The organism is Lysinibacillus sp. NPDC093216, assembly GCF_050280325.1.
Taxonomy (GTDB): domain Bacteria; phylum Bacillota; class Bacilli; order Bacillales_A; family Planococcaceae; genus Lysinibacillus.
In genome coordinates, this window is record NZ_JBNNVB010000035.1 from 36159 (window position 1) to 54652 (window position 18494).

Below are 18494 nucleotides of genomic sequence, written 5' to 3' on the forward strand. Positions count from 1 at the left end.
ATGACATGGACTATATCATACAGTTGATACTTAGCTTTTTTGCGACTGCAGGGATCGCAATTATTTTTAATGTACCTAGAAGAAACCTAGTTTATTGTGGTTTTGTTGGGGTAGTAGGCTGGATGATTTACTTCATCCTAACAGAACATGGCATGGATATAGTATATGCCTCATTCTTTAGTTCTTTCATAATTGCTATCGTTTCTCATTTATATGCTCGGCGCTTCAAAATGCCAATGATTATTTTTATTGTCGGTGGTATTATCCCGTTAGTTCCGGGAGGTATGGCTTATAATGCAATGAGAAATATTGTAGAGGATGATTATATACAAGGGCTACAGTATGGATTAAAGGCATTTTTAATTACAGGTGCCATCGTTATAGGACTTGTATTTGCAGAGGTACTAATACAGCTTATTTTCCGTTCTGTACGTACTAGTAAAGCGACATTCAAAAAGGTCTATAAGAAATAAGGTTCTACATCAAATGTAGGAATGAGCACGGCGGATAGAACAAATATAAAAAAGGAGGTTACGTTTAAAACGTAACCTCCTTTTTCAAATAAACTATTTAACTAGTAATGCTTCAATTTCCTCTGCATGAACCGGTTTGCTAATATAGTATCCTTGAATAGCATCACAGCCATAAGTAGTTAAAAGATCCGCTTGTTCAGCCGTTTCGACACCTTCTGCGACAACTTTAAGTTCCATAGATTTTCCGAGTTGCACCATACCGTTCATGAGCTTTTGGGTTTTCTCAGATTTTAATAAAGAACTTGTAAATGTTTTATCGATTTTCAATGTATCTATTGGAAGAATTTGCATATATCTAAATGAACCATATCCGGTACCGAAATCATCTAGTATAAAGGCAATACCTTCATTTTCAAGCTTACGCATTTGCTGTGTGATAAAGGTAGCAGCTTCTGCTTCTAACGCAAATTTCTCAGTAATTTCGATTTGAATAAGGCTTGCAGGACAGCCGGTTTTTGCCAAAGTTCCAAGGATTGACTTTGCCATGTTTTTATCACGGAATTCGCGTACAGAAGAGTTAATGGATACTTTTAAATCAAGACCAGCTTTTTTCCAGATTAGTGCCTGTTCACAAGCTTTTTCTAGCATAAAGGAACCGATATTATTAATAAGACCAGTTTCCTCAGCAATTGGGATTAGCTCATCTGGTGAGACAACGCCTATTACTTCATCTTCCCAACGAACTAGTGCTTCTACAGCTGTGATTTTACCTGTATTAACATCAATTTGCGGCTGATAGAGAACTTTTAGGTTTTTTTGGTCAAGAGCTTGAAGTAAACGTTTTTCAATTAGAGCTTTACGATTTAATGCTTTATGTGTTGCTTTGGATAGTGAGACGACTTTATCGCCACCTGCATCACGTACAGTTGTAATAGTAGCAATGGATGCCTTCATTAGTTGGGAGAATGTAGTTTGATCCTCTGGATAACGTGTAATTCCGCCACTAATAGAAATAGGGACAGCAACATTACTGTTATAAATTGGATGTTGTTGTAAGTAAGACAGGAAGCCTTGAATAAACCATTCACTTAATGGTGTAATAACGACAAAATCATTTTCGTTAATACGTGCCATTGTGCTATCTTGGAAGTACATTTTTATACGATTTGTAAACTCTACAATAAGACTTTGACCGATTTGCTGATCATGTAACTCTTTTAATGTATAAAATTTATCAATACTTAAATAGACAAAAGAAAAGTTTCTTTCATCCTCAATCATATTAGAAATCACTTTTTCGAGTCGATGCGCATTCATCAGACCTGTTTCTGTATCGATATAAGCGATTTTTTCAAGCTGATGTTGTATTGTCTTGGACTTCGTGATATCTTTTTCAATTAAAAAAAATTGTTGCTCATTCGTTTCAATATTAAATGTTGGGATAGCCGTTAGTAGCACCCAGTAAGATTGACCTGCTTTTGTAACTTTTTCGACTTCACCTTGCCACGTTTGGCCATTGTTTAAATTCCGCCAGATGGTATTTGTGATCTTTTCACTTTCTTTATTTTCAGGGAATAGCTGCCAAAGTGTTTTGCCAATCACGCGTTTTGGTGTCCATTGACTCGTTTTTAGAAATTCATTATTACATTCTAAAATGAACCCATCATGATCAAGTGTTACTGTCATAAATGTCGAGTCTAATCCTTGTTTTAAGTCTACGAGAGTGCTGCTACTTGAGACAGAATTAATCATTAACTCTGGTAGCATGAAAATCATAAGAACGAAATGCTCTCCTTGTTCAGTAAATGGTTTAGCTAGTAGCGCTGTTGTAATTTCTTCATTTGTATACGTTTTTAATTGAATTTGATTAATATACGTGCTGTCATTATTCTGCAAAATGGCTTGAAAGGTTTCTAATGAAAGCTGACGTAGTAAATTTTCATGAATGAATGAAGTAGTATGTTCTTTAATAGTAGTAACTGAAAAATCAAATAGCTGTTCAGCAAGCTCTCCCAAATTTATAACTTGTCCATCTTGATTCATGACAATAGCAGGAAAAGGAAGTGAATTTAAATAATGTTCATCGATCGTAAATGATTTATGCATATGACTCATGATTATTCGATCTCCTTGAGTAATCTATATATACTATTATTATAGTTAATTATCGGGAATTAGTCATTATGAATATGATTGTAAATATTTGATAATAAAAAAAATAGGGACTTTTTTAACGAAAAACATGGAAAGATTTGAAGAAAAATAACATTTTTTAGTATATATATAGGAAGCTAGAAGTGTATGAAATGGATAAAAAATAGTAATTATTGTCTTGGTTGCGATTTTATGGGGAGCAACTGACTTTTGTGGAGTAGTTGCTTAACCGTAAGCTATTGACAGTCTCCTTTATGTTAACAATTCGTTGATCGCTCGCAGTAGTACTTACATATTGATCTTCAGTGGGTTTACCTTATTGCAGTTATTTGTAGTTGCCTATGTCTCTCTTAGTTTAAAGAAATGGCCATCGAAATATCAAGTGATAGGGATTATTGGTACACTTATGGGTCTTTGACTCCTACTAACGAACGCTTCATTTGATTTTTTGTTAGTCAGTAGTAAAGCCCTATTGCGGGAGTAGCGGTTGGTTTTACTTTTGCCTTCTCACATTGTACCCTGCACGTATGGTGAAAGAATGGAGCGTACTACTTGTTGTCGGATGGGGAATGCTGATAGGGGATTTACATTAGAGACTAATTGTTGCAATTGGAGTCAAATCAGTGGTTTTTGTGCTATTTTTAAGTTGAGACAAGTATTGCTAACAGCGATGGTTATTTCAGTTATCGTGTTTGGTACATCGTTAGATTTTTGGCAATTAGTTATGCTTGTTTGTGTAACATGGCTTTCTGTAGGTAGAGGAAAAGCATAAAAATACTATCTGCACAGGAGTTCTTTACTATGTTTGAAATTTATGGAACTTCTTTGCGAAGAGCAAGGGGGAAGAATGTGAAAGAAATTTTTTCCTATGTAAAGCCATATAAATGGACCGCATTTATCGCGTTTTGTTTAATGCTGTTGGAATTGTTTGTGGAGCTCGCTCAGCCACTGATCATGGCTAAAATCATAGATGATGGAGTACGAGCTCAAAACCAAGGGATGATTTGGCAATGGGGTATTGTTTTACTTGGCTTATCTTTCGTAGCCTTTATAGCCGGTGTCGTTAATTCGTATTTTTCATCGCATACTGCACAGAGTTTCTCCTATGATTTACGAAATGCATTGTTTGAAAAAATACAATCCTTTACATTAACCACTTATCAAAAATTCTCAACAGCTTCTCTTATTACAAGGTTAACGAATGATGTGACACAAGTTCAGACGGTGTTGTTTATGAGTTTGCGTATTATGCTTCGTGCACCACTTGCCGTTGTCGGTAGCATCGTTATGGCCTTTGTTGTCAATGCAAAATTAGCGTTGTTTTTAGTGATTGGCGCACCGATTATTTTGATTTTTCTTATATTTATGGTGACAAAAGGCGTGTCTTATTTTGGACTTGTGCAAAAAAGAATGGATCGTTTGAATCGTGTACTACAGGAAAATTTACAGGCTATTCGATTGGTGAAAGCATACTTACGCGGTGCATATGAAGCTTCTCGGTTTGATGAAGTTGCCTCACGCTTAAAAATAGATACTGTAAAGGCTCTACGCACAATGGAGTATATTATGCCTGTGCTGTTATTCATTATGAATATGAGTCTACTTGCAGTATTGTGGTTTGGGACAAAACAAATAGCTTCAGGTACAACACCACTTGGAGATGTAGTTGCCATTGTCAATTATGCAATGCGTATGACAGGCTCGTTTTCGATGTTTGCCTTTATTATTATTTTTTATGCGCGTGCCAAAGCCTCTGCTGAGCGTATGGCAGAAGTTCTTTCAACTGAAAATGAGATTGAGCTACCATCATCTTCACAGAAAACGTCTAAAGATTTGAGTTTTGGAGAATTAGCTTTTGAGCATGTTAGCTTTACTTATCCTGGGGAAGACTCGCCTGTACTATCCGATGTAAGCTTCCGAGTGACATCTGGTGAAAAGCTTGCCATTATGGGGGCAACAGGTGCAGGGAAATCAACGCTGTTACAGCTTATTCCACGTTTCTATGATGTCACAGAAGGCACAATAGTAGTAGAGGGGAAAGATGTACAGCAATGGGATTTACAAGAACTGCGTGAAATCATCGGCTATGTTCCACAACAATCGTTATTATTTACAGGAAGCATTGCTGATAATATTCGTTGGGGTGATGCGGAGGCTGAAATGGATGCAGTGCTACAGGCTACAATGCAAGCGCAAATCCATGCTTCTGTGGAGGATTTCCCGAGTGGCTACGAAACAAAAGTCGGTCAGAAGGGTGTCAATCTTTCAGGCGGTCAAAAACAAAGATTATCGATTGCAAGAGCGTTATTAAGAAAAGGGCATATATTAATGCTTGATGATAGTACAAGTGCACTTGATGTTAAAACGGAGCAGGCATTATGGGAAGCTTTGAGTGAGGAACAAGCAACGATGCTAGTAGTCACTCAAAAAATTCGGACAGCTAAAGGTGCAGATCGCATATTACTCATTGATGCAGGGAAAGTGGTCGCATACGGGACGCATGAAGAGCTTTTACAAACGTCAGTGCTTTATAAAAAAATCGCAATCTCTCAACAGGAGGTGGAGGAATAATGGGATTTTTCCAAAAGCCTTTTGGCTATGAGCCGATTTTGACGAAAGATGATGTGAAGCAAGTTGTTAAGAAAAAGAAGGGACCTCGCGCGACAGATTGGAAAAGCACACTACTACGTTTATGGAAAATAGTCGATGAACAACGTGTACTACTAATTATTGTGCTGTTACTTGTCTTGGCGAGTTCCATTTTGTCACTTCTTGGGCCGTATTTAATCGGTAAAATGATTGACATGTACGTAACGCATGGAGAGCTTGCGGGACTTGAGAAGGGGATTATGCTGTTAATCGGCATTTATGCTCTTTTAGCAGTATCATTATTTTTGCAAAACTATTGGATGATTGGTGTTGCCCAACAAACCATTTATAGATTACGAACGAGTGTATTTGCTCATTTCCAAAGGCTGCCGATTGCTTTTTTTGATCGTCGTCAGCATGGAGAATTAATGAGTCGGATGACGAATGATATTGAAGCAGTTAGCTCAACATTAAATAGCTCCTTTATCCAAGTGTTTTCTAGTGTAATAACGCTTACGGGAACGGTGATTATCATGCTAAGTTTAAGCCCTTTACTAACGGTATTAACGATGACCATTATACCGATTATGTTTTGGGCAATGCGTTGGATCACACGGAGAACGGCACCTTTGTTTAAAGAACAGCAAGCGGCCATAGGAGCTCTGAATGGCATGATTGAAGAAACAATTTCGGGTCAGAGAATTGTCAAAGCTTTCTCACAAGAAGAACGTATGAAAGCGGAATTCCGCGAAAAAAGTTTACGCTTAAAAAGTACTGGCTTTTGGGCACAAACATACTCTGGGTATATCCCAAAGGTCATGAACTTTTTAAACAATATGAGTTTTACAATTGTAGCTGGCATTGGCGGTGTACTTGCTTTTTACGGGCATGTATCAATTGGCGTAATTGTTATTTTTACAGAATACGCAAGGCAATTTACACGACCTTTAAATGATTTGGCCAATCAATTTAATACCGTACTGTCTGCGATTGCTGGTGCTGAGCGTGTATTTGCGTTACTGGATGAACAGCCTGAGGAGGAAGTTGCTTCCGCACAAAAGCATAAGCTATTAGGGCAAGTGAGCTTTCAACATGTGTACTTTAAATATGAGCAAGCAGAGGAAGCTTACATTTTGAAGGACATTAATTTTAACGTGGAGCCCGGACAAACGGTAGCTCTTGTTGGGGCTACTGGAGCAGGAAAAACAACGATCTTGCAGCTTATTGCAAGATTTTATGAAGTATCAAAGGGCGATGTTTTATTTGATGGTGTAAACGTTCAGCAAATAGAACGACAAGCATTGCGCTCGCAAATGGCCTTTGTATTACAGGATCCGTTTTTGTTTGAAGCATCTGTACGTGAAAATATCCGTTATGGTCGATTAGATGCTAGCGATGAAGAGATAGAGGAAGCGGCGAAGCGTGCGAATGCACATGACTTTATTATGACGCTAAAGGATGGCTATGACACTGTACTTGCCGCAGATGGCAGTGGGATTTCGCAAGGTCAAAAGCAGTTATTGTCAATAGCAAGAGCATTGATTGCTGATCCGAAAATATTGTTGTTGGATGAGGCGACAAGTAGTATTGATACTGTTACGGAGCTTGCGATTCAAGAGGCTCTAGATGTGTTAATGCAAGGACGCACTAGCTTTGTTATTGCTCACCGTTTAAATACAGTGCACAATGCCGATATTGTGCTTGTTATGCACAAAGGTGAGTTAGTTGAAGCAGGTCCTCAACAAAAATTAATGGAATCCGGTGGCATCTATGCGCAGATGTTACAATCTTCATCTCATCATCTTGATGAGTAGGGTGAAAGTAACGATGTAAGTATAAATCTCATTCATCCAGTATAAAAAAGAGTGATTTTGAAATTTTGGAATTGCTCTTTTTTAGTTGAAGTATTGACTTTTATCCTATAATTTAAATGTAATTTATTAGTATAAATGGTATAATTGAGTACAAACAGCTAAGTGGAAATAATTCTTTTGGGTAAGGGAGCAACTCGACGCTCATCCGTAGTGGAAATAGGGCTTACAAATGAATGTGGTTGTATAGAAATACATACCTTGTTCTAGTAATTTTCAGTCTATAACCGTCAAAAATCATATAAAACCTTTTAATTTCACTATATTTGGAGTAAAATTGTTAATAATTAGAAGTGATTAGCAGTGGTTAGTATAATTTGTTGCCAGCGTATTTTCTTTCTTGCTACAATAGGGCAATAGTCTATACAAGAACGGAGTAAATGATGAATATTTCAGTGATGACAGTGTCTTTTCCGTTAGATGGGGAAACATTAAATGAATTAAAAATATTGTGTGAAGAAGCGACCACACATGATTATCGTGTATATGAGACTGCTATGGGTTTGCCTATGGCGAGTTCCTTTGAATCGAAGGGCTTTATGGTACTTGCATATGAAGATGACAAAGATGTATTAGTTGGTGCGGCTAGTGCAATAGATTTAATGGGGCTGCATACATATGAATGGTCTTTAGTTGTAACACCTAAGTACCGTCAAAATGGAATTGGAACTGCTTTAGTAGAAGCTTTACTGGCCGGCCTCGAAGATCGTGGGGCAGAAGGTCAATTGGCGGTAGTGATAGATGGCTCACCTTGTGGACACAAGTTTATTGAAAAGAAAGGCTTTACATATAGCTTTTCAGAGGCCACTTTAGAAACAAGAGCAGAGTCAGTAGAATTAAAGAATGATATCGAAATCATTCCTTATACAGATGAACAGGCAGAGCTGATTGCTATTTATAGTGCAGCGTTTGGAGACCTACCTGAAGAATCTGAGGAGCTAATCGCTTTTAATACTTCAACGAATGGACGAAAGCTATGGGTAGCGCGTAAAGATGGCGAAATTGTTGGAACAGTAACGACTGCCCAGGAAAATGAAATTCAATGGGTAACGGCATTGGCAGTTCATCCAAACTGTGAGGGGCAAGGGATTGGTACTGCGATGCTGTCATTTTCCAAAGATTATGCGAGCAAAATTGGAGTCAAATTCGTCATGCTCGATGTAGAAATTGACAATCGAAAGGCGCTTTCTGTTTATGAGAAGGCCGGCTTTATGAAGGCTCAACAAATAGACTATTATGTAAAACAATAAGTGAAGAGTGAGGAGTGTGCTTGAAGCATCGCTCCTCATTTTTTTGTGTTTAGAAATGAAGTCCAAACACCGGCGATAAGGATGTGGAGAATTTTCAGATGGAGAAGACGAACAGCATAAAAGGGTGGGTAAGTCTTCTTTCGAAGGAAACTCCAAGAAAACATCATTCGCCCCCATAATATAAGGTTGAAAAAAATTTATAACGGATTCAAATAAGAAGTTTATCAAAGTTTGTTCAAAAGTGAACAAAAGTTGATTTGCATCTTTCCCCAGAAGGTTTTACCCTTAATAAGCATAATCTTTAAGATAAAAGGATGTCCGATAAAAGGATGTCCGATAAAAGGATGTCCGATAAAAGGATGTCCGATAAAAGGATGTCCGATAAAAGGATGTCCTTTTTCTTTTTTTGCCTTTGGAAATGGAATAATTTCACACGAAAAGTTGGAAAATGGTCCTTGATATTCGACTGTTGCAAGTTAGGCAGAAGTGGTACCATCACTAACTCTAGGATCCTGTCAGACACAAAATCCAAATAGCGCTAATAGTTTTCAACAATACTCTTTGGAAATCGGGTGCGAATTTTAAAAAATCAGTAGTTTCAAATTCACTATTATCAGATTTTGTTAGAAAAGCTACAAAAGTTGATTTTCATTCTTTTATAAAATGCTATACAATCGGAAACTGCAAGAGATGAAAAGTAAAAAAAGACTTAAAAAAGAAAAATATGTTTATAGATGTTCAGTTAAAGGTATAGGATAAGTGTAAAAAGTAAATAAACTTGTATTTGTAGTTATAGTAGAGATGCTTTTCATTTAATACCGAATAGTAAATTTAAATTCACTATTATCAAATTTTGTTAGAAAAGCAACAAAAGTTGATTTTTATTCTTTTGTAAAATGCTATACAATCTGAAAATGCAAGTGATGAAAAGCTAAAAAAGACTTAAAAGAGAAAAAATATGTTTAAAGGTGTTCAGTTAGAGGTATAGGTTAAGTGTAAAAAGTAAATAAACTTGTATTTGCGGTAATTGTAATGATGTTTCTAAGTATCTCTTTTCATTTAATGCTGAATCGTAAAATTATCAAAGTAATAGGAAGATAGTTTTTAGGAAAAGTCTAGGGACCTAGAAAAAATCCGCAATTGGGAGACGCATCTTATTAAAGAATAGTAATTTCAAAGAGTGTTATTTACCGTAGCAGCATTTTGTCTGATACGTAAATATTAATAAAAAGCAATGAAATGAGAGGATGATTTGGCCTATGGAAGTATGTCCTTTTCTGTCTATTAAATGTAATAATATTACAAATAGATTAAAAAATGGTTTTATTTAATTCTACTTTTAAAAGTAATCCATGAAGTGTTATTTATCGTGTCAGCATTTTAGTTGATACGTAAATATAAAAAATAATTATGAAAGGAGAATTCACCTACGAAGAAAAAAACAATACAAGTTGCAGCAATTGCCGCGGTACTAAGTGGGATGGCCATTTCGCCACTATTTACTTTAGCAGATGGCAAAGGTGATGTTTTTGAATCGAAGGCAGTGGTGAAATTTATTCCGGCTACAGATCCGCAAGTTCCGGTAGATCCAACTGATCCAGACCCAGGAAAACCGGTAAAACCAGTAAAACCAACTGATTCAGACCTAGGGAAACCGGTAAAGCCAGTAAAACCAACTAATCAAGACCCGGGGAATCTAGCAAATTCAGTAGATTCAGTAGATCCGACAAATCCACAAGATCCAAACCTTGGGACGGGCAGTCCCTTAAGCTTGGACCATGTGTCAAACCTTGATTTTGGTGTTAGTGAAATTGCTAATACGGAGCAAGGTGTGACGTACTATGCCAATGCACAGGAACTGCATACTAGTGAGGGAAGTAAATATGTACCGAACTATGTTCAAATCTCAGATAATCGTGGAACAAATTCGGGGTGGACGTTGACGATTAAACAAGAGGGTCAATTTTCTAATGCTAGCGCACAGCATAAGGAATTAACGGGTTCGCAAATCCAATTTGCTGACCCAACTGTTGAAGGTGTATCAGACGCGCCACCACCAATAAATGCTGAAGTAATTACATTGGATCCGAATGGAGCAGAGTCGCTTGTAATGGCCGCGAAGCCGCTTGCGGGGGCTGGACTTTGGGTGAAGAGCTGGGGAACAGTTGAGGAGATGACTGGTGATTCTGGTCAGAAAATTCGAAAAACAAAAGCGATTTCCCTTACTATTCCGGGAGAAACGCCAACGGATACTGTTACATACAGTACAAAATTAACTTGGAAGTTATCTGATATTCCGAGTAACTAAACTATTAAAGGTGGTCAAAATGATGAAGAAAATCGATTTGAAAATGTTAGGTATTACAGCTATGGTAACAGGCTGCGTATTCGCAGGGAGCACATCTGCCTTTGCAGAAGAAAAATCTTATAACTCTAATGCAGTTATTCAATTCCAACCGACTGGTGAAGGTGGCGGGGGAACGGACCCAGAAAAACCAATTGATCCAACAGATCCAACAAATCCACCAGTTGATCCAACAGATCCAACAAATCCAGGTGGTAAGCCGGATCCAGGAACGAAGGGTCCATTAGGTATTGACTTTGCATCTAGTTTGCGCTTTGGTGAGCAACAAATTACATCTACAACTAAAACTTATAAAGTAAAACCACAAGAGTTTACCGATCGCGGTCCGGGTCCAAACTATGTTCAAGTGACAGATAACCGTGGAGTAGGAACAGGTTGGATATTAACGCTAACGCAAGATGGTCAATTTAAGGGCAAAGAAACTGGTAAAGTGTTAACTGGAGCTGCAATTTCTTTTAAAAATGGTCATGTAGTAACGGTTTCTGAATCTGGAGAACCAACTCCATACGGAGAATTTACTTTGGGATTTGACGGAGATGGAAAAGGCGTGGCTCAAAATATAATGGTTGCTGGTGATGAAGAAGGTGCCGGTACTTTCGCTTTTGTATTTGGTGATAACAACACAGCTGCAGAAAGTATCACGCTAGAGGTGCCTGGTAGTACAACAAAATATGCTGACAACTATTCTACAAAATTAATATGGACATTAAAAAACGTACCAACTGGTAATGAAGGCGAAGGCGACGAATAAGTAAAGAATAGGGATGAGACACTGTAGTTTTCTACAGTGTCCCACCTAAGTAATTATGTAATGAGGAAGGTTGAATTTATGAGAAAAAATATGTTGTTGACCTTAGTTGGAATAGTAATGGTAGGCCTAGTATGGTTTGCACCATTCGCTTCTGCATCTGAATTTAATTTTGGTGTACATACTGTTATTCCGGAAAATCAAATTGATAAAGAAAAAACGTATTTTAATTTGAAAATGGAACCTAATCAAAAGCAAACATTAACGATTCGTTTAAGAAACGATACATCAGAGGATGTCGTGATTGAGCCTAAAATTAATACAGCTACAACAAATCTCAATGGTGTTGTAGAGTATGGATCTACAAAAACTGAACGTGATTCTTCATTATTGTATGAGATGGGAGATTTAATAAAAACAGATAAGGAGATTACAGTTCCGGCTAATGGGAGTAAAGATTTGCACTTAAATGTAACGATGCCTGAAGAGGAATTTGATGGAATTTTAGCAGGCGGTATTACGTTAGAAGAGAAGGAAACAACATCAAAAAAAGAAGAAAACAATAAAGGTTTAAGTATTGAAAATAAATATGCTTATGTAGTAGGCATTACGCTACAAGAGACAGATGAAGTAGTAGCGCAGGATTTGAAATTACATGAAGTTGAGGCTGGGCAATTGAATGCACGTAATGTCATAAATGCTACACTTCAAAATCCTACGGCTACGTATATAAATCGTTTCGAAGTGGATGCGGAAGTGACGAAAAAAGGAAAAACAGAAGTACTCTATCAAGCTAAAAAACAAGACATGCAAATGGCGCCAAATTCAAGTTTAGATTACCCTATTCCGTTAGATGGTGAAAAGTTCAAAACTGGAGAATATACGTTACATATAAAGGCTAAGTCGAGCAAAGAATCATGGGAATTCAAAAAGGATTTTGCCATCAAAGGAGAAGAAGCGAAGCAATTCAATGCAATGGATGTATCGATTGAAGGTCCGAATTATTTAGCGTATATGGTAGGGTTACTAATTATGCTAGTAATAGGGCTACTAGTGTATATATTTTATAGCAAGAAGAAACAGGGAAAGCAGCAAGGAATGAATGATTAATTGATAAAAAAACGTATGTTTGAACTTGGGATTGACAATTGTTTTTTTATCAATTAATTCTAGTAATCTATCTAGTATTGAATAGGATTCTAATAGAGGGAGGGTGTGAAAATGAAGAAAATAGTAGTCTGGATGTTGACCTTTATCTTAATCTTTTCAACGCTGACTATATCTGAAGCAGAGACATCTTTTGACCCCGAAAATGCAGTAACAGAAGATGATGGACAGATCGAGTTAGAAAGTAAAGAAGAGTCAGCACCTGAAAATAATGCACAAACTGAGTCAGAAAACAAAGAAGAGCCACCAACTACAGGTGGGGAACAGAGTGAGTCAGAAAGTAATGAAGAGCCGCCAGCTACAGGCGGGGAACAGACCGAGTCAGAAAATAAAGAAGAGTCAGCACCTGAAAATGAAACAGACACTGAGTCGAACGGTGATAAAGAGCCACCAGCTACAGGTGAGGAACAGACTGAGTCGAACAATGAAGAAAACCCAGCAGTGGAGTGTGAAGAAGAACTAGCAATGGACTGTGAGAAACCAGAAGAATCAGCCAGTGAAGAAAACCTTACAGTTACATTAGACAATGACGGAGAATATACAGATGGTGGTTACCGAATAACGGGGACACTGAGTAAAGTCAGTCAACCTACCATTCTTTACTATAAGATTGATGATAATGATGAGAAGAAAATCGCGGAATTTGAAAACACAGACACTGATCCAACTATTCCGTGGGAGTACACGATTCCAGATGATGAAGTGAAAAAGGGTTTAGATCACGACATTACGATATATGCAGAAAACGAGTCTGGTACGAAATCAAACGAAGAAACAATAAAAATACGCCCAGCATTAACGATTACAGAACAAGTATTTGATGAAGATGACCATGAGGTGGAGGAAGTTGCACCAGAAAAAACAGTCAGCTATAAAATTATAGTAGAAACCGATTATATCGACGAAGATACCGGCACATATGGTGAAGTCAACATTACTCAACAATATGCTACACGTTTAGAACAACCAGCAGACCTTAAAGTAATAGATGAAGAAGGAACAGAGGTTGGTACAGCCTCATATAATGAATCTGCCAATGTAATTAAAGCAACTCTTGATGCTAACCTGCCACGTTCTACGAAGATAAACATTACGTATAACGCTAAAGTGAAAACAGATATGGAAGAGGAAGAATATATCATCAGTCAGGCGACAGCATCCGGGGAATATAGTACAGGTGATGAAGCCAATGAGACATCCGATAAAACGAAAATTTTAATTACTAATGCACGAATTAAAATAAGTGACGTTGGTAAAATCGGCAATATTGATTTTTCACCGTTGGATAAAAATGATCCTGTAGTTGGATTTAAAGAAATGGACAAAAATAGCTTGCTTGAGTTCTCGAAAGAAAAGTCCAGTGGAAGAAAATATTTTATGCTTTTCGGAGATTACAATAATGATCGGTTTAGTAATGCATTAGAACACGGCAATGTTGCCTTTGGTGATGACGCGATGCGACCGCTACCTAGCAGGGACACAACACTTGAAGCTTTAATGCAAAGTAAGAACTATATTCATGCACAAAATTTTGCAGTTATGACATTGTTCCCTCACTCTGAGTATTATGGTACCGCAACATATTATTATGAAAACGGAAAACCTTCGAAAAATCAGGTAGGTAATGGATTAGTGATTGCCCAAGGAAATGATGAAAATGGTAAGGCAGAGTTCCAATCAACAGAAATGCCAATTTTAAAACTATATAAAAATGAAGTTACACATGAATTGGTAGCTTATGCAGCTGTTATTAATGGAGACTTTTTAGATGGCTATGTAAAGATTAAAATGAGTTCAGTAAGTGAATCCAAAGGGCTTGTTAATATAAGCATGAAGTTTTTAAAATTAAACGACAAATATAAATATACTAATTTTGCTTATAATGTTCGTACAGATATTGGTAACCTCTATAGCGTCTCTAATTATAAGGCGCCTATAAATTCGTTAGGAAATAATAAAGGGTTTTATTTTGTTGTTGATGAGAATGTTAATTGGGCACATCGTAAAGACAAACATCCATATTATCTTTATTTCTTCCGTGATGGCTATGCGAATCATCCAGCTGAGTTGAAAGTAAATGATGACCCGGCACACCAACCGTTCAGCGATGCCTTTTACCCTACAATGAGTTCACTTGGTAGTGAAGATCCTGGTGAGAATGCAAAATATCCTTCTACGCAGGATCCGGGCTGGTCATTAAGATGGGCAACTGACGAACAAAAATATGGCGAGGTTAGAGAAGTGAATCTCGAGCTTATGGTAACTGACAGTAATCAGCATACTATTGAGCAAGAAGTTAAATTAGATAATGATATAGAATATACAGATGCTGGTTACCGTATAAAAGGGACTTGGAATGATGATAGAGGTCAACATGTCACTCTTTATTATACGATTGATGGCGGTGAACCTAAGAAAATCGAAGAATATGAAAATAAAAATCCTGGTACTGATGTTCAGTGGGAGCACACGATTCTAAAAGATGAAATGAAAAAAGGTTTAGATCACACGATTACTGTATATATAAAAAATGAGTCTGGTTTTGTATCAGACGAAAAAACAACAAAAATCAGCCCGCAATTTACTATTACAGAACAAGTTTTTGATAAAGATGGCGAAGTGGCAGAGAGAGTTGCACCAGAAGGAACTGTAAACTATAAAATTGCAGTAGAAACAAATTATAGTGAAGAAGCTGGAGGCACATATGGCCAAGTCAGCATTACTCAAAAATATGCAACGAGTTTAGAACGGCCAGAAAATCTTAAAGTAATAGATGCAGGGGGGAAAAAAGTTGGTACAGCCACATACAAAGACTCCGCTAATGAAATTGAAATAACGCTTGATGAAAACTTGCCACGTTCTACGAAGATAAACATTACGTATAACGCTAAAGTGAAAAAAGATATGGAAAATGAATATATTATAAGTCAGACGACAGCATCCGGAAAATATAGTACGGGTGATGAAATCAATAAGACATCAGTTGAAACGAAAATTTTAATTAATTCTACTAATCTGCATACGCGAATGAAAATAAGTGAAGTTGGTAAGATTGGCGAGATTGATTTTTCGATGTTAGATTCTCCGAATGAATTAGATGGATTTACACAAATGAAAATAAACCAGGGGCTTAAATACAAAACAAAAGACCCGAATTACAGAGATTATTACATGTATTTCGGAGATATTGACTCTGAAAAACGGTATGTAAGTTCGTTATGGGATCTGTCCTCTTATTACAAACACAATGATGACTGGAACCGCCCACTACCTACTATGGATAACACACTTCAACAAGTAGTGGACAGTCGATTTTTGGCTAGTGAGCGTATGTTTATAATGGCGCAAAATTTCCAAATGATTACAGCTTTAGAAAACTCCTGCGCTTACTGTGCTTATAGTATCGTATCGTACAATTATGAAAAGGGGAGAGCTTCGAATATACTCTCTGGGACTGGAGTCACGATTGCTCATGGGGATAGTGCAGATGATACAGCAAAATATCAATCTACGGTTATGCCTCTGTTAAAACTTTTTAAAAATGAAACGACACAAGAATTGATTGGTTATGGGGCTGTTCTTAATGGTGAATACGTAGATGGCTTTATAAAAATTAAAATGAGTTCGGTAAGTGCTAAAGGTCGTGTAAATGTAAGTATGAAATATTTAAAACTAAGCGATCAACATGCCTTTACAAATATTGCTTATTCTGTCCACATGGATATTGTTGGACAACACAAGCAAAGTAAAATGTACTCGTTAGGAAATTATAAAGGTGTTTTTTTCCAAGAAAGTGGAACAACTATGGCTGACAAAAAACCTTTTTATCTTTATTTCTACCGTAGTGGCTATGCAAATAATCCAGTTGCATTAAAAGCAAGTAATTTCCCAACCGAAAGACCATTCGATCAAGATGGTTCTTATTATGCCACATTGGATTCACCGGGTACACCTGATTCTTCGTTTGGCGGTTTAATGGGAGCTTACCAAGAGCATCCAGGTTGGGCTATGAGATGGGAGCCGGAAAGACTAGACCCTTACCGTATTAAAGAAGCGAATGTTGAGATAGGAATAACCAGTAAATTAGATGTTATGCCTATAATTGAATTAGATAACGATGGTAAATATACAGATGATGGTGATTATCATATTTCAGGAACATGGTCGGCTACAGATAGCGAAAAAATTGATCTTTACTATAAGATAGATAGTAGCGACAAGATAAATGGTAGCGATGCTAAGCTAATAAGAGAGTATAAAAATACGAATCCAGGCAGTGTCACTAACTGGGCGTATACGATTCCAAGGGATCAAGTAAAAAAAGGAGTAGATCACAATATTAGTGTCTATGTACTGGACGAAGATAAAAAGCAATCAAATATCGAAATGATAAAACTTCGCCCAACGTTAACAGTTACAGAACAAGTATTTGATGAAGGGGGTAAAGAGGCAGAGGTAGTCGCACCAGGAGAAACGTTAAGCTATAGTATTTCAGTAAATCCCAGGTATATTTCGGATGATAAAGGTAAATATGATCAAGTTAAAATTACCCAAACATATAATACGAATTTAGAACCACTAGCAGACAAAGACATAAAAGTAATTGATGAGGACGGAAACAAAGTTGGTACAGCCACATTCAATGAATCTAAAAAAATAATTGAAGCAAGTCTGAATGCTGATGCTGACTTGGTTCGTTCTAAGAAAATATATGTTACGTATAATGCTACAGTGAAAGAAGATGCTATAACGGGAACGATTACAGGTCAGGCGACAGTATCTGGAAAATATAGTACTAAAGAAGAATTCAAAGGGACATCAAATGAAGTGAGAACTGAAATTGCTGCCGTGTTGAAGTTCGATTCTGCACCTAAAGTTATCGACTTTGGAGAAAAGCTAGTGATTTCACCACGAACTAAAAAGTATTATCCAATTAAGCTCGATATGCCTTTAGCTGTAAAAGATACTCGTACGCTATCTTCGAAATGGACGGTGATGGCTAAACTTGCTAAGCCGTTAATAGGGACGAAGCCAGGTGGTGCTAGATTAGATGGTTTACGTTACCGTTATGGTAAGAAAGATTCATACCTTACTGAAGATATCTCAGCGGAAATCTATACAAAGGAAACAACAGACGGGCGCCGAACAGTCGATATTTCTAATACATGGAGTGAAGATGGAGACGGACTTTATCTAGAAGTGCCAGCTGGAAAGGCAAGAGCTGATGCTTTTGAAGGAACGATCACGTGGATGCTTCAGGATGTACCGACCAACGAATAAATCTAGTGAAGTTTTGAAAGCTACTAAAGTGTGTATCAAACATGAGTGAACCTTATAAAGTAGATAGTTTAATAAAAAGGGATTGCCGTACTATGTGGCATTTAGATGACTTCGATGCTTGGAGTCATCTTTTTTTGTCTCAGGCTCTTTTTGTTTAATTTTTTATGAAGAAATGATAGGTTAGATAACAATATAACATTAAATTAATGAGTCTAATATTAATTTATTTCTTAAACACTATAATAGGAAGTTTCTCGGTGAAATAAGAAACTATCAATTTTTTTTAGAAAAAGTATTGACCATCTTAGATTAAGAGTGTAATATTATAAAAGTCGCTAAGACATCTACTGAAAAACAATTAAGTTAAATAAATTAGTTGTTGACATTGAGTTCGCGACATGATATTATATAAGAGTTGCTGTTAGAAAAAACAGTAACGAAATGAACCTTGAAAACTGAACAAGCAAAACGTAATCAATAAAGTTTTTAGTAGCTAACCTCAAGTTAGTGAACGAAACAAAATTTTGGACATCAAACATGATGCCAGCAAAACAATTTGAGCTAATCAAATTTCTTTTTATGGAGAGTTTGATCCTG

Annotated in this window: 10 protein-coding genes and 1 pseudogene; 10 read left to right on the top strand and 1 reads right to left on the bottom strand. The window is 36.9% G+C overall.

Annotated elements, in window-relative coordinates; genetic code table 11:
- Nucleotides 1-5 precede the first annotated feature (5 nt).
- Nucleotides 6-473, top strand: coding sequence for a threonine/serine exporter family protein (locus ACQKOG_RS24460; RefSeq protein ID WP_370082392.1), 468 nt, complete (start codon nucleotides 6-8; stop codon nucleotides 471-473).
- A 93-nt stretch (nucleotides 474-566) separates the two neighbouring features.
- Here ACQKOG_RS24460 and ACQKOG_RS24465 read toward each other — a convergent pair whose 3' ends face one another.
- Nucleotides 567-2588, bottom strand: coding sequence for an EAL domain-containing protein (locus tag ACQKOG_RS24465; RefSeq protein WP_427448406.1), 2022 nt, complete (start codon nucleotides 2586-2588; stop codon nucleotides 567-569).
- Nucleotides 2589-2952: 364 nt separating this feature from the next.
- Here ACQKOG_RS24465 and ACQKOG_RS24470 point away from each other — a divergent pair.
- From ACQKOG_RS24470 to ACQKOG_RS24510, 9 genes and pseudogenes are all read left to right on the top strand, one after another.
- Nucleotides 2953-3399 (top strand): annotated as a pseudogene (locus tag ACQKOG_RS24470) (DMT family transporter); the annotation flags it as partial.
- Nucleotides 3400-3476: 77 nt separating this feature from the next.
- Nucleotides 3477-5198, top strand: a complete 1722-nt coding sequence (locus ACQKOG_RS24475) for an ABC transporter ATP-binding protein (protein ID WP_370082388.1) — start codon at nucleotides 3477-3479, stop codon at nucleotides 5196-5198.
- Entirely contained in the window at nucleotides 5198-7030 is a 1833-nt protein-coding gene (locus tag ACQKOG_RS24480) for an ABC transporter ATP-binding protein (RefSeq protein WP_427448407.1), read from the top strand. Before ACQKOG_RS24475 ends, ACQKOG_RS24480 begins: the two co-directional genes overlap by 1 nt.
- Nucleotides 7031-7470: 440 nt before the next feature.
- Entirely contained in the window at nucleotides 7471-8337 is an 867-nt protein-coding gene (locus ACQKOG_RS24485; protein ID WP_370082384.1) for a GNAT family N-acetyltransferase, read from the top strand.
- 252 nt (nucleotides 8338-8589) lie between these two features.
- Nucleotides 8590-8796, top strand: coding sequence for a Cys-every-fifth RiPP peptide CefA (locus ACQKOG_RS24490; protein WP_427448411.1), 207 nt, complete (start codon nucleotides 8590-8592; stop codon nucleotides 8794-8796).
- Nucleotides 8797-9817: 1021 nt separating this feature from the next.
- Complete coding sequence (locus ACQKOG_RS24495; protein WP_427448408.1) at nucleotides 9818-10645, top strand: WxL domain-containing protein; 828 nt, start codon at nucleotides 9818-9820, stop codon at nucleotides 10643-10645.
- A 22-nt stretch (nucleotides 10646-10667) separates the two neighbouring features.
- Nucleotides 10668-11453, top strand: coding sequence for a WxL domain-containing protein (locus tag ACQKOG_RS24500; RefSeq protein ID WP_427448409.1), 786 nt, complete (start codon nucleotides 10668-10670; stop codon nucleotides 11451-11453).
- A 78-nt stretch (nucleotides 11454-11531) separates the two neighbouring features.
- Nucleotides 11532-12560, top strand: a complete 1029-nt coding sequence (locus tag ACQKOG_RS24505) for a DUF916 and DUF3324 domain-containing protein (RefSeq protein ID WP_370082378.1) — start codon at nucleotides 11532-11534, stop codon at nucleotides 12558-12560.
- Between the two features lie 111 nt (nucleotides 12561-12671).
- Nucleotides 12672-17897 (top strand): hypothetical protein, encoded by a 5226-nt coding sequence (locus tag ACQKOG_RS24510; protein WP_427448410.1) that lies wholly within the window; start codon nucleotides 12672-12674, stop codon nucleotides 17895-17897.
- Nucleotides 17898-18494: the final 597 nt, after the last annotated feature.